Origin of the sequence: Natronolimnohabitans innermongolicus JCM 12255 (assembly GCF_000337215.1) — an archaeon.
Taxonomy (GTDB): domain Archaea; phylum Halobacteriota; class Halobacteria; order Halobacteriales; family Natrialbaceae; genus Natronolimnohabitans; species Natronolimnohabitans innermongolicus.
Genome location: NZ_AOHZ01000084.1, coordinates 145815 through 158986 on the forward strand (window position 1 = coordinate 145815; position 13172 = coordinate 158986).

Sequence of the window (13172 nt, forward strand, 5' to 3'; positions counted from 1 at the left end):
TACTGATCACGACGCTATTCTGTGACCTGATGTTACACACTGATCGCAACGCTGTCTGCCGATCAGGTGTGCAGTGACTATCAGTGGCTACTATAGGACAAGGGGGTGTTCGGTTTCCACCCGGATATCCTCTTTTTCAACACGAACGGTGATGGTGTCTTCGTCGTGTCCATCTGCTTTGACAGCGACAGTCACAGGTATCGTTTTATCGCTCGGATCCGGCCTGACTGTTATTCTCTCGGTGTTGAATTTCATTACTTTTCCACCCTTGAGAGTGGAGTCAATGGTGAGTGTGTTACTCGATTCTTCGAAACTGAGCGAGAGGACGGATTTGCTGTCGGCTGTGTCGATAGCAGCTGTGTGACCGACGCCGATCCTCGAGGCTCCGTCGGTTTCGATGACGGCGGCAAGCGAGGCGAGTCCAGCGAGGCTTGCAAACAGTCGACGGCGGCTCAGCTTCATCAGTATCACCCTACTGCCTTCAGTTGTGTTCGATCGATGGTCTGTCCTCGAACGGGTTTAGTAGAGACAAATATCATGAATAATATGTCGATGGTACCATAATAAAGCTATTCTGGTCTATTAGTCGAAATCTGAGCGTTCCCTTTTCACAATTGTACTAGCACATTCTACGAACGAACCAAAAGTTGTTAGATAACACAGTCAGTATATTTGACTGCACTATGTCGGAACAGGACACGTACCAGTCGAGTCCACAGCCCATTCTGGGAGCGTGTGGCCACGTAGACGGAGGAAACTAGTATGCAACGCCGAAAATTCATCTTTGGTTCGACCGCCGCAGGAGCCGGGTTGTTGTTTGGTACCGGCGCGTTCAGTGCGACCGGAACTGCGCACGGGGTTTCGATCCAGGCTGGTGATAGTGACCTCCACGTCGAATTTAACGACGAATACGAGGGTGATGCTGAGGCGTACGTCACCGAGGATCCCCTTGCGCTCGAGTTTGAGGTCGGAGACAACGAGTGGATCCGATTCGACGACCTTCTTCGCGTGACGAACACGGGGACACAGTCTGTCGTCGTCTATGTTGAGGACCAAGAGTGGCTCGGCGACGATGCGGACGCCGTGCTCGATTATCGGGTCGACGGTTCTGTGGTGGGTGAAGACAACGGCATCACTCTCGAGGACACGACAGGAGACAATAGCGAAACACTCACGATTCTTGTCGATGTGACTGGTCACGATACCGTCGAGGACGCTCTCTCCGACACGGACGGGGACGACATCTCTACCGTTCGGTTTGTAGCCGAATCCACGGATGCTGACAGTGGTACCGGTGAGGAAGAATCCGACGAGGGTGACGATGGTGAAGACGAGGATGAAAAACCGGGTGACGATGAAGACGGATATCACCTCAAGGTCGACGCCGCTGACAGCGTCACAGTCGGTTCGGACACCACCTTCGATGTCACTGCGACGGTCGAGGACGCCGGTCACGGTGGCGGTGAGGCGACGGTTACACTCGACATCGAAGGTGACCAGCTGGATCCGCACGAGGAGACGATCACCGTGTCGGAAGATGGCGAGTCGGATGCCACCTTCGAGATACAGACGGTGTACGATGACCTCGAGGAGGACAACACTGAGTTCGGCCGCCACGGCGACTTCCGGTTCGACGGGACTGACTGGACGGTGACGATCGACTACGCCGGTGAGACCGATGACGTTGGAGGGACACTCGAGGTCGAGGATGCGGCGATCGAGTGGTATAGTCCAGATGGCGACAAGAAGTGTCCGGTCTGTAATATGATGACTGAGATGTTCGATGGCTGGCACGCCCAGGTGACCCACGTCGACGGGACGCGAACCGAGTTCTGTTCGACCGGCTGTGTCGTCAGCTACGTCGTCGACTATCANTGGCACGCCCAGGTGACCCACGTCGACGGGACGCGAACCGAGTTCTGTTCGACCGGCTGTGTCGTCAGCTACGTCGTCGACTATCAGCAATACGACGGGCTCCACATGGATCTCCCCGAGGCCGAAATCGAAGGCGTCTGGGTCGTCGACTTCACCGAGCGACAGACCACCAGTGGCACGGACCTCATCGACGCACACGACGCCTATTTCGTACTCGACTACGGGACAGGGAATAAATTCGCCACCCCGATGAGTGGCAGTCCGCCAGCGTTCGCCAGCAAAAGTGATGCCGAAGCCTACGTCAACGGGGAACTGGACGAACTCGAGGATGTCGACATGAGCAACGTTTCCGAGGACGATATCGTCACGATCGACGAATTCGACGACGAAATCGCAAACGAATACAGGGGTCAGTACTTCGACAGCTAGCTATCGTCGGCTACTGTGAACCAAACAGACGAAATACGGTGTCCAACACGACACAGTCCCGATCCTGAAATTGTTTTGTTAGCAATACCATGGATGACTTATCCCGGCGAACGGTTATCGCGAGCTGTACTGCTACCGTCGTTTCGACCATATCTGGGTGTCTCGACGAAGCCGATCACGATCCCGTCAGTGAGACGGTCGAATTACTGTCTGTCGACGCCGCCGACAGCGTTACCGTCGGTTCGGACAACACCTTCGACATCACTGCAACGGTCGCAGACGGTGGGCAGGGTGGTGGAGAGGCAGCGGTCACACTCGACATCGAGGGTGACCAACTGGGTCCACATGAAGAGACGGTCACCGTGCCGGAAGATGGCGAGGCAGAGGCCACCTTCGGAGTACAGACGGTGTACGACGACTTCGAGGAGGACAACACTGAGTTCGGCCGCCACGGCGACTTCCGATTCGACGGGACCGACTGGACGGTGACGGTCGACTACGCCGGTGAGACCGAGGACGTTGGAGGGACACTTGAACTCGAGGATGCGGCGATCGAGTGGTACGACCCGGACAGCGCCAATATCTGTCCGGTCTGTAATATGATGACTGAGATGTTTGACGGCTGGCACGCCCAGGTGACCCACGTCGACGGGACGCGAACCGAGTTCTGTTCGACCGGCTGTGTCGTCAGCTACGTCGTCGACTATCANTGGCACGCCCAGGTGACCCACGTCGACGGGACGCGAACCGAGTTCTGTTCGACCGGCTGTGTCGTCAGCTACGTCGTCGACTATCAGCAGTACGACGGACTCCACATGGATCTCCCCGAGGCCGAAATCGAGGGTGTCTGGGTCGTCGACTTCACCGAGCGGCCGACTGAAAGTGGCACGGACCTCATCGACGCACACGACGCCTACTTCGTACTCGACTATCAGACCGGAGATAAATTCGACACCCCGATGAGTGGCAGCCCGCCAGCGTTCGCCACCGAACGCGATGCTGAAGCCTACGTCAACGGGGAACTGGACGAACTTGAGAACGTCGATATGAGCAACGTCTCTGTGGGAGACATTGTTACGATCGATGAGTTCGATGACGAAATCGCAAACGAATACCGGGAAAAATACCACGATGAGTTCTAACCACAAAAATACTGTGTTGTACTTATGAATCGGAGAGCACTCCTGTCCATCGCTGGAATCGCGGCAGCGACGTCTGTGGCCGGGTGTCTCGTGGAGGATGACCAAGGAGACGAGCCAGTTGACGGAAAAGAGCAGGTTCCTGATATTTCTGTGCCGGGTACGGTGACGATGCTCGAGGCTCCGAGGACAATGACGGTCCGTGACGACGCCGAGTTCTCCCTCGAGATACGACATGATGGCAAGGAAGACCACGAGACAGCGATCACTGTCACGCTTGGTGCCGAGGAACGAACCGAGAGAGTATCGATTACTGGCGGGGAGACGGAACGCCTCTTCGTGACGATTCCCGGAACCTACGACACCGTCGAGACGGGTGGTGTCTCGCTCGGTGACAATGAGTGGACGGTCTCGTCGGCGACGATTGAGGACGAGACACATGGTACGCTCACCGTTCAAGATGCACCAGTCGAGTGGTACCAGCCGGACAGCGAGAAGGCCTGTCCGGTCTGTAATATGCTAACGGCGATGTACGAGCCCTGGGCTGCTCAGGCAACCCACCAAGATGGCACTCGAATCGAGTTCTGTTCGATCGGGTGTGCCGTCGAGTACTGGCTGCAACCGACCGTGCACGACTCCTATATGTACGACGGGAAACATAGAGGTACTTTGGAGAGCGAGCTGGTAACCATCTGGGCACCCGACTTCACCGATGTCGATCTTGAGCCAGTCGACGGGAGTTCTGCGGACCATCCTGGCTGGGACGAGTTTATTGACATGCGCGAGGGCTACTTTGTCCTCGACGGTCGGACCTTTCAGAAGTTCACGACTCCGATGCCGGGCGGGAGCCCACCCTGCTTCGCAGAGTACGCTGACGCGCTTGCGTACGTCGAGGGTGACTTAGCGGGAGTCCCCGACGACGTCGATATGGGAAACGTCTCCGAGGACGACATCGTCCTCCTCAAGGAACTCGCCGATTCCGAGGCCGGAAAACTGTTCCGTTCGGATTATCAGCAACGGTGACTGTCGTGACGAGATCTGAGATCCCCTGCGCATGATGACCAGTCCACTCCGCCGATTCGGCCAGTTTGCCGTGTTGATCGTGATCTGTTCGCTCGCGATCGGACAGCTACTTGGACAGCCGATTTTGCTCGGCTATGTAACGTCTGGAAGCATGGAGCCGACGATCGGCGCTGGAGACGGGTTCGTTGCTGTTCCCGCGGTATTGACTAATGACGTCGACACAGGTGATGTCGTCGTCTACGAGTCACCTGCCGGTGACGGACTGGTCACCCACCGTATTGTCGACGAGACCGAAGAGGGGTACGTTACTCGCGGTGACGCGAATCCTGTGACCGACCAAGCCCAGGGTGATCCGCCACTCGAGGGGGACGATGTCCTCGCTACGGCCCCACAGATCGGTGGGACGATCCTCACGATTCCCGGACTGGGAATCGCGGCGACAAACGCAGGGGCGGTGGCCGAGACTGCCCAGTTGTGGTTGATCGATCTCACCGGACTCGATCAGCTTCGTGGAACGACGGCGCTCCCGGTCGCACTCCTGGTCCTCTCACTCGTCGGCTACGCGCTCGAGACGGCCCGTGACCGTTCCTCACCGGAGAGAGACAGATCTGGCGACACTGTGGCTGCCCCTTCTAGACTGGCCCTCGGGCTTGCCCTGTTTGTCGTGGTCGTCGCGTCGGCAGCGATGCTCGTTCCAGCGGGCGGGGAGACGCTTACGGTTGTCAGCTCCGATCCGGCACCGGACGCCGAACTCGTCACCGAACCCGGCGGGACGGCCCGAACGTCCTACCACATCTCTAACGATGGGTTCACGCCAATCGTCACATATCTCGAACCCGTTGACGGTGGTGTTTCCATTACGCGCGATGTGGTGTCCGTTTCGGGACGTAATAGTGAGGCTGTTGGAGTTACAGTTGAGGCTCCCAAAGCCACTGGACACTACGATCGAACGGTCATCGAGCGCCGGTATCTCCAGGTTCTTCCGCGAGGTGTGATTGATACGTTATACGCGATTCATCCGTGGGCCCCGTTCGTCGTGATCGTCACCATACTTGGTAGTGTGGTGTACGCATTCGGCCGCCGCTTCGCTGGCTACCAGAATGTTCGAACAACTCGAAAGCAGAACGTTCGCGAATACGTGGGTAATCGATAAGACATCTATGAGTAACAGTGACGATAGTAACCGAGATGCTGACGAACTGTGGACGAACGAGACGATCTTACGCGCGCGAGTTTTCCTCATTGACCGCCGGAAACTCGCTGTCGTGGTGGCCGTTTGTCTTCTCTGTCTTGGTGGCTGGATGATGTATGCGGGGTACGCCGCTTCTAGTGAACCGACAGAACAACGGACGACAGAAATATGGTCGATGACTGGCACTGTTTCCCATGGTGCGACCATTGCCGAACCGACGACGGTCTACGGAGACGATGATAACGCCGAAGTGACTGATCAACCTGTTTACTACAGGTCAATCTCTCCGACTGCCAACGGTAAGGTCGCTGTTGAGTACGACGCAGAGCAGGCATCCGACGTCGAACTCGTGATCGATCTCGAGGTCGTCACACGGGCAGTCGACGGCGGGACCGTCTACTGGGACGTCTCTGAGCCACTCAACCGTACTGAGCGAGATGATGTCGAACCTGGTAATACCGTCGCTGCCACGTTCGAACTCAACGTTTCTCGGATTGAAGAGCGAATCGACGCGATCGAAGAAGAACTCGATGCGAGTCCTGGTGACACCGAGACGTACGTCGATGCGACCATTTCACTCGATGGTACGATCGAGGGCGAGCAGATATCGACTACTCGCCAGCAACGGATCGATCTCTCAGTCGACGAGTCAACGTATAGCTTCGACGATAACGGCTCGTTCACTGAGAAAGAAACCGACACTGAAACGGTCACTACTACCGAGTCAAAAAGGCCGATCTACACGGCCGGTGGCCCACTCCTGTTTATGCTCGGCGTCGTCGGTTGCGGTGTCACCTTGTGGACTATTCGTCGTCCACCATCCGAAATCCAACACCGCTGGATCGACTATCGTAACGCCCGCGAGGAGTTTGATGCAGTGATCGTGCGAGCAAATCTACCACTGGTTGAGGACCGAGTTATTATTGAGGTTCTTTCACTCGAGGAACTTGCAACTCTCGCTATTGACGTTAATTCGACTGTACTCGAGGAACAAGACGATAATCGGTATACTGTCTACCATCAACACTGTACGTACGTGTATGAGCCACCACAAGAGCCGTGGAACCAATCTAACTCGGACTCAGACGCGGTTTCGAACTCAGAAACGGACACGATGTTGGTCGAGTGGGACCAACACGAATCTGACACAGACACCATGGACGAACCGTAGAGTGGCACCGGAGCGGGGCGCTTTCCTCGTCGGCACCGCATTACGATACTATAGCAACACCTGTATTTAACTAATATCCACAGGAATGTTCAATTCTGTCGATAAGTGGTGAAAACCGCTGTTCAGAGCAACTGAATCGGCTGGGTCGTGGTCATAGGACAAATCACGAGTTGCGGTATCGGCACAGCTGACGGCTGAATCCCATAACAGTTATCGATACTATTCTCTGCATAATTATAACCCGGATATTACTACTGGGCTTATCTAAAGGCGGATGACTATAGTGCCAACTGAAACGAGGCACGCACTGCTCGGACAGCTCACGGGTCGTCTTCCGCGGTGCTCACTTCGTGGCGCGCCGCGCGTCTGCCGGGCGCGCAGGTGAGCAGTGACGGGCAGTGGCTCCGATACATGTCTTCAGATCGATAGAGGAAGTGGGAGCTGGGAGTCTGAAGTCGATGAACGTTCCCATAGTCAGTACGAAGAGGACGAACGCTACCGGGAACAAGAGGCGCTTTTGCGTCGGAGGCCAAGACGAATTGCAGAGACGGCGATGGGATCTGCGGGAGGTGACTCTCGATCTGAGCCTTGCGCTCGTGTTTTCGCTGGCCCTACAGTCATGTGTGTGGTGCTGATACTGCCGGACAACACGCGTTGCCGATGGTCACGACGTCACGGTCTGCTCCGACGGTGACGGCCGAATTCGAGCGACTGACTTCGAACCGTTCTGTCCGGCAGGATCAGTAGCAGCATGCAACGCAGAGGCTTATCCGTCCGTCCCCAGACTGTACCCGTATGGATGGTTCCGACACCGACGCGGCGCTCGAGTTTCACGGTGCCGATACCGGAACCCAAACGGACGCGCGCTCTCGGATCCGCGACTGGCTGTTGCTCGAAGGTGACCGACGTACCATCGCAGCAGGTCTCTGTCTCGCCGTCTTCGTCTCTTCGGTGCTCCTGAACGAAGCGGGCGTAATCGCGTTCACCAACGACGACTCGATGACACGACTCGCCAACGGGATGATCGCGGGAACGCTCTCCGTCGTCACGCTCGTCGTTACGATCAGTCAGGCGATCCTCTCCCGCGAGTTCGTGAGCGCCGACGACGCTCGCGAGAAACTTCAGGGCGTGCTCGACGTCCGCGAGAACGTCGCGACGCGGGCGAGCGTTCCGGCGAGTCCGGCGTCCCCGTCGCGACTGCTCGAGTTGCTCGTCGATACGGTCGACGAGCACGCAACAGCCCTCGAGGACGCTACGTCGACAAGCGATAGTCCTGAGCGTCGAGAGCTGCTCCGCCAGTACACGAGCGCTCTCGACGAACAGACGGCGCGAACCCGGCGACAACTCGAGCGGACGTCGTTCGGAACGTTCACGGCGGTGTCGGCGGCGATCGACTACGACGCGCACTCGCAACTCTATCTCGCTCGACAGCTCAGGAGCAGGGAAACCGATTCGGGCTCGACGGAGACGACCGCGGCGCTCGACGGGTTGATCGACTCGCTGGAACTGTTCGTCGTCGCGGAGGGTCACTTCAAGACGACGTACCTGCAGCGTGAACTGACCCGATTCTCGCGGCTGACGATCTACTGCGGTATCCCGGCGGTTCTGGCCGCGTTGCTGGTCGGATTGATCTACGCCGACGCCGGCGGGCTGACGATTGGTGCGACCGCCGTTCCGTACGTCGTCAGCGCGCTGCTCGCCGTCGTCATCTCGCCGATCGCCTTGCTGGCGTCCTATCTGCTCCGCAGTGCGGCCGTTACTCGCCGAACGGCGTCCGTCGGTCCGATGCTTCCGTCGAAGGAACCCGACGCTGGTCCGTTCGACGTTACTGACGGCGAGTGACCGACAGCGCAGTCGCCTCGTTCGCGATCCGTTATCTCAGATTTATTCCCCTTCCTGACCGTGCAGTCAGTAACCTTTATGCCGATTGCTGACTGACCATTCAGTCAAGGACGCGAACGAATAATTACAATCATACGAATGTATGACTGTCCGTGTGACACGGGCCGATCGCTCGTCTGGTCGACGAAGACCGCAGGGTCGCCGCAGCGTCGTGGCTGTCTCTCACCCCTTGATTCGGCTCACCGTCGGCTCAGGTTGGTGGGGACGGACGGCATTCGTCGTTCCAGTTTTGACAGCTGATTCGACCAGGTTGCGAAGGAACAAGACTTACTACTGACTAACCATTCAGTTAGTGTATGGCCCAGCAACAAACGCCGAAAAATCCGTGGCTCGCGGCCGGGTTGACGCTTCTCGTGACGGGGCTCGGACAGCTGTATCTCCGGCGATGGATGCGCGCAGCGGCGTGGATCGCACTCCTTGCGCTCACGGGCTGGCTGTTCGTTCCGGGGACGGCACTCGCGGATCCCGCGGCCGCCTCGTTCGTGGATCTCGCGCCGCTGTTCATCGTAACGGGACTGAGCGGTTTCGACGCGTACGCCGTCGCTCGCACCCACAATCTCTCCCTCGAGGTCCGGGCGGAAGAGCGCTGTTCGTCCTGTCGAGGCGAGCTGGAGCAAGGGCTGTCGTTCTGTCCCTGGTGTGCCGAGGACCTGTCGCAGACGTCGCCGCCCGAAGGCGATTCGACGGCCGACGCAGCAACGACGACGGACGACCGTTGACCAGTGTCAGTCGCGGTAGACTTTTGTCGATGATGCGGCGATAGTGACGGTTGTTGCTATCGAAGCGCGTATCAGGCGGATTGTTCGGGGAACTCGACTCGAAGCTCCTCCTCGAGAAACGCCGCTAACTGTCGTCGCACCTGCGTCGCCGATCGATCCGGACAGCAGTCGGCGAGCGCCTCGATCTGTCGGCGACAGGCAGCTCTCGACCCCGTCGTCTGTCGTTCGTCGGCTCGCTTCTCGCCCGTTTCCGTTCGGACCCACAGCCGGTAGCCGAGCTCGGTTCCGTGCTCGGCCAGCCGTCGGCACAGGTCGTCGTCGAGTCCGACCTCGAGGGCCGCGAGTTCGGCCGCGCCACCGGTGAGCGCGCCGAGTCGCCGTCGAACGTCGGGAGCGGCGTCGAGCGGGTCGACGTCGTCCTCGGAGACGATCGCGCGCCCTTCCTGGGCCCGCCTGGTCGTCCGAACGAGAACCGCGAAACATCGCCTGACGTGCTCGCTCGAGCCGCCGGCCGAAAGCAGGGTTTCGAACGCCGTCGACTCGAGTAGATCGCCGCGGAGGACGTCGCGCGTCGGATCGTACTCACCGTCGTGCGATCGGTCGCGCCGGATCGCCTCCCGGTGAACGTGGGTCTGGAGCGACGCGAGCTCGAGGGCGGCGGCGATCGGGACCGCCCGGTCGGTCGACCGGGGCTCGCTGCTCAGACCGTCGACGAGTGCCAGAAAGACGTGTCCGTGCGTACGCGGGCGACCGACTGTCACCGGGCCATCGCGATACTGGTCGAACTCGGTCGTCGCTGGGAGCTGATTCTGCAGTGCGTCCTCGATCTTCGTTCGCCGCTGACTGATCGTCTCTCTCATGGCTGTGTCTGCCGGGCGCTGCGATCGTCCCGCAGTCGAGTACCGATGGTCGCCGATTCGCAATCCCGTTATCGTTCGATCAGGTAGCAGTAGTATGAAGTCTTTTGCTTTTTCGTTCGACCACCGTTCGTCGGTCGTCGTTCGTCTCTCCGATTTGGGAGTGAGTCGAGTCCGTCTCATCCTGCATATTGCTGCAGTGGAACACCGACGTGGTATACGCTATCCAAAAAATAATAAATATGGTAGTTACCCGATAATGTATGAATTCAACTCCACTCTTCGGTCAAATAACCACTACCTATTCATCGTCGGTACTGGGATACGAAACCCTCAAAATACCCCGATAAAGGCTAGAAAATTGGCATCTGCATTTACTACCTCAGTCGTGCTGTTCTACGGCGAGACACCTGCTATTTTCTCGTCTGCACACGGAATCGGGAGTATTGAGGTGTAAGATGGTCGATCAGGACGGCCTACGCAGTTGCACCGATTCAAAACAATAAAAAATTCATCTATCTAAATAGACTTACACTAGAGAGTGATATGTGATGCTTCGACCCGGTGATTATCCGATTAATCTATTTACCGATCTCATCGGGGGTCGAATTTAGCAACGGTTAAGTTGGTCCGCGATAACAGTTGACGTGCTGGTCAACGCCAGCGCTTGCAGCACGGTCAGCTACTATCCAGTGACCGTCGACTGCCGAACATTGGCGCAACGCCGGCGCACACACGCCGGCAATGGCGCCCGAGGCGCACCTGCCCGAGGCGCACCTGCTATTTGTCCGTCGTCCGCTCGTTCTCGAGCCGTCGGTGACCGTCCTCGATTCGCACTCGAGCGAAACCGTAGCCTTCCCCCTCTCTCAGCGCTGGTAGCGTGAAAATGGTAACGAGAGCAGCGATGATCGACCGATAGAATCGATTACGAGAGAGTGACGACGGGTCCCGTCTACTGCGGTTCGAAGCGATAGAAGACGCGTTCTTCGTCGGTCGGGCCGTCGATCTCGACGACCTTCAGCGAGACCGGGTCGCCGATCTCGAGGTCGCCGTACGAGGCGTCGTCGATTCGGGCGGAGAGCGTGACCGGGCCGAGGTCGACGGCGGCGACGACGAACGGGACCTCGTGTTCGCTCAGCCCCAGCGGCGCGCCGCCTCGGACTTCGGAGAAGGCGAACAGCTCGCCCTCGTGGGGGAGGTCGACGTACTCGAGGTCGTCGCCGGTGCACTCGGGACAGACGATTCGGGGCGGGAAGTGCAGTTCGTCGCAGTCTCGACACTGCGTCGTCGTCAGACGTCCGTCCCGGAGATTGTCGTAGAACTCGTGGATCCGGGTCTGGTCTTCGGTCTGGAGTTCGTAGAAGTCGAGCAGCCGCGGAAGCTCGACCTCGTCGGGAACCGAGACGCGCTCGCGGTCGGTGTCGCCGTCGTTAGTGTCTGAATCAGTCATCGTGGATCACGGTCTAAGACCATCACGCTGTGGACCGAGCCGCTGCCGCTCAAATTGTGGATGAGGCCGGTCGTGGGGTCGTCTANCCTGCCGATCGCGCTCGACGTCGCCCTGGAACTGGCGGGTGACCTCGAGGGCCTGGGAGACGCCGGTGGCGCCCAGCGGGTGGCCACAGCCGAGCAGGCCGCCGCGTGGGTTGACGGCGACGTCGCCGTCGATGTGGCTGCGGCCATCCTCGATGAACTGGCCGCCTTCGCCGCGTTCGCAAAAGCCCAGTTCCTCGTACTCGATGATCTCGCTGATCGAGAAGCAGTCGTGAATTTCGGCGATATCGATCTCCTCGAGGGGATCCTCGATGCCGGCCTGCTCGTAGGCGTTTTGCGACGCCTTGCGGGCCTGTGGCCAGCCGCTAAAGGAGGGCAGGTTGTTGATCGAGTTGCCGGCCATCGAGGACTGGCCGCTGCCGGTGATCCAGGCGGCGGTGTCGGTGACCTCGCGCGCCTTCTCCTCGCTCATGAGGATCACGCCGGCCGCGCCGTCCGTGATGCCGCTGCAGTCGTAGAGGTTCAGCGGTGGAGCGATCTCCGGCGACTCGAGGACGTCCCCGGGCTCGATTTCGGACTGGAACTGCGCGAAGTCGGTCTTCGCGGCGTTGCTCTTGTTCTTGGCGGCGACCAGCGAGAGCTGTTCGCGGGTCGTACCGTGTTCGTGCATGTGGCGCTGGGCGTACCACGCGAAAAACGGCGGTGCCGCCAGCCCGTTGACGCCGTCGAACTCGCGGTCGAGAACGTTCGCCATCGAGGACTGCATCTCGGGCATGTACTCGCGCCCGAGGTTCATCTTCTCGACGCCGAGGACGAGCGCGGTGTCGAGCTGTCCCGCAGCGATGGCGAGCCAGGCGTACCGCAGCGCGGCCTGGCCGCTGGCGCAGGCCAGTTCGGTCCGGGCGGTCATCTCCGTGACTTCGATGCCGAGCAGTTCGGCCACGAGCGGCGCGACGTGGGTCTGGTTGACGAACCGTTCGGGCTGGACCGCGCCGACGAAGAGGCCTTCGACGTCCTCCGGGCCGACGTCGGGTACGGCGTCGAACGTCGCCTTCCCGCCCTCCTGGGCGAGGTCCTTCCAGGTCGCATCCCGTTCGCCCCAGTTGGCGTGTCCGCCGCCGACGATCGCGACGTTACGCGTCGTAGCTGGCACGGTTACTCACCCTGGAAGTCGGGTTCGCGGTTCTGTCTGAACGCCGTGACGCCCTCGAGCATGTCGTCGGTGGTTGCGAGCACCGCGAAGGCCTGTTTCTCCATCCCGAGCGCGGCCTCGAGGCTGGCCTCCTGGCCGTCCTGGATGACCTGTTTGGCGGCCTTGAGTGCGACCGGCGGGCCGGAGACGAGGTCGTCGACGATGTCGCCGACGAGGTC

The 13172-nt window shown here is 59.2% G+C and carries 12 protein-coding genes and 2 pseudogenes; 8 read left to right on the forward strand and 6 right to left on the reverse strand.

Annotated elements, in window-relative coordinates:
- Window positions 1-90: 90 nt before the first annotated feature.
- Both C493_RS18215 and C493_RS23930 read right to left on the reverse strand, forming a co-directional pair.
- On the reverse strand, window positions 91-462 hold the full coding sequence (locus C493_RS18215) for a hypothetical protein (protein ID WP_049889475.1): 372 nt from the start codon (window positions 460-462) through the stop codon (window positions 91-93).
- A gap of 219 nt (window positions 463-681) precedes the next feature.
- Entirely contained in the window at window positions 682-1512 is an 831-nt protein-coding gene (locus C493_RS23930) for a hypothetical protein (protein ID WP_241430918.1), read from the reverse strand.
- A 138-nt stretch (window positions 1513-1650) separates the two neighbouring features.
- Between C493_RS23930 and C493_RS23935 the strand changes: the two genes are divergently transcribed.
- The 7 genes from C493_RS23935 (at window position 1651) to C493_RS18250 (ending at window position 9450) form a co-directional block, all read left to right on the forward strand.
- Window positions 1651-2304 carry a nitrous oxide reductase accessory protein NosL gene (locus C493_RS23935; protein WP_449289431.1) on the forward strand — a complete coding sequence of 218 codons (654 nt, stop codon included), beginning with the start codon at window positions 1651-1653 and terminating at the stop codon, window positions 2302-2304.
- A 611-nt stretch (window positions 2305-2915) separates the two neighbouring features.
- Window positions 2916-3446, forward strand: a complete 531-nt coding sequence (locus tag C493_RS24315; protein WP_449289432.1) for a nitrous oxide reductase accessory protein NosL — start codon at window positions 2916-2918, stop codon at window positions 3444-3446.
- Window positions 3447-3536: 90 nt separating this feature from the next.
- Window positions 3537-4466: a nitrous oxide reductase accessory protein NosL gene (locus C493_RS18230; RefSeq protein ID WP_161606915.1), complete on the forward strand. Its 930-nt coding sequence runs from the start codon at window positions 3537-3539 to the stop codon at window positions 4464-4466.
- 34 nt (window positions 4467-4500) lie between these two features.
- Window positions 4501-5619 carry a signal peptidase I gene (locus C493_RS18235; protein ID WP_241430920.1) on the forward strand — a complete coding sequence of 373 codons (1119 nt, stop codon included), beginning with the start codon at window positions 4501-4503 and terminating at the stop codon, window positions 5617-5619.
- A 7-nt stretch (window positions 5620-5626) separates the two neighbouring features.
- Complete coding sequence (locus C493_RS18240) at window positions 5627-6829, forward strand: DUF5305 domain-containing protein (protein WP_007260967.1); 1203 nt, start codon at window positions 5627-5629, stop codon at window positions 6827-6829.
- A 795-nt stretch (window positions 6830-7624) separates the two neighbouring features.
- A complete protein-coding gene (locus tag C493_RS18245) occupies window positions 7625-8671 on the forward strand; it encodes a hypothetical protein (protein ID WP_007260968.1) in 1047 nt (348 codons plus the stop codon).
- A gap of 356 nt (window positions 8672-9027) precedes the next feature.
- Window positions 9028-9450 carry a DUF7575 domain-containing protein gene (locus tag C493_RS18250; RefSeq protein WP_007260969.1) on the forward strand — a complete coding sequence of 141 codons (423 nt, stop codon included), beginning with the start codon at window positions 9028-9030 and terminating at the stop codon, window positions 9448-9450.
- 71 nt (window positions 9451-9521) lie between these two features.
- Here the strand turns inward: C493_RS18250 and C493_RS18255 are convergent, their stop codons facing one another.
- Entirely contained in the window at window positions 9522-10310 is a 789-nt protein-coding gene (locus tag C493_RS18255; RefSeq protein ID WP_007260970.1) for a polyprenyl synthetase family protein, read from the reverse strand.
- A 741-nt stretch (window positions 10311-11051) separates the two neighbouring features.
- Between C493_RS18255 and C493_RS24095 the strand changes: the two genes are divergently transcribed.
- On the forward strand, window positions 11052-11186 hold the full coding sequence (locus tag C493_RS24095) for a hypothetical protein (protein ID WP_275039841.1): 135 nt from the start codon (window positions 11052-11054) through the stop codon (window positions 11184-11186).
- A 73-nt stretch (window positions 11187-11259) separates the two neighbouring features.
- On the opposite strand, the gene C493_RS18260 is transcribed toward C493_RS24095, so the two are convergent.
- From C493_RS18260 to C493_RS18270, 3 genes and pseudogenes are all read right to left on the reverse strand, one after another.
- The gene (locus tag C493_RS18260; protein ID WP_007260971.1) at window positions 11260-11757 is read right to left on the reverse strand and encodes a Zn-ribbon domain-containing OB-fold protein; all 498 of its coding nucleotides are present in this window, start codon (window positions 11755-11757) and stop codon (window positions 11260-11262) included.
- A pseudogene (locus C493_RS18265) lies at window positions 11754-12954 on the reverse strand (thiolase C-terminal domain-containing protein). The gene C493_RS18260 and the pseudogene C493_RS18265 overlap by 4 nt, the downstream one beginning before the upstream one ends.
- A gap of 2 nt (window positions 12955-12956) precedes the next feature.
- A pseudogene (locus C493_RS18270) lies at window positions 12957-13172 on the reverse strand (3-hydroxybutyryl-CoA dehydrogenase); the annotation flags it as partial.

What these genes read in the sequence shown, in the direction of transcription:
- C493_RS18215 (WP_049889475.1), bottom strand. Translation starts at nt 462, where the DNA reads ATGAAGCTGAGCCGCCGTCGACTGTTTGCAAGCCTCGCTGGACTCGCC.
- C493_RS18235 (WP_241430920.1), top strand. Translation starts at nt 4,501, where the DNA reads ATGACCAGTCCACTCCGCCGATTCGGCCAGTTTGCCGTGTTGATCGTG.
- C493_RS18240 (WP_007260967.1), top strand. Translation starts at nt 5,627, where the DNA reads ATGAGTAACAGTGACGATAGTAACCGAGATGCTGACGAACTGTGGACG.
- C493_RS18245 (WP_007260968.1), top strand. Translation starts at nt 7,625, where the DNA reads ATGGATGGTTCCGACACCGACGCGGCGCTCGAGTTTCACGGTGCCGAT.
- C493_RS18250 (WP_007260969.1), top strand. Translation starts at nt 9,028, where the DNA reads ATGGCCCAGCAACAAACGCCGAAAAATCCGTGGCTCGCGGCCGGGTTG.
- C493_RS18255 (WP_007260970.1), bottom strand. Translation starts at nt 10,310, where the DNA reads ATGAGAGAGACGATCAGTCAGCGGCGAACGAAGATCGAGGACGCACTG.
- C493_RS24095 (WP_275039841.1), top strand. Translation starts at nt 11,052, where the DNA reads ATGGCGCCCGAGGCGCACCTGCCCGAGGCGCACCTGCTATTTGTCCGT.
- C493_RS18260 (WP_007260971.1), bottom strand. Translation starts at nt 11,757, where the DNA reads ATGACTGATTCAGACACTAACGACGGCGACACCGACCGCGAGCGCGTC.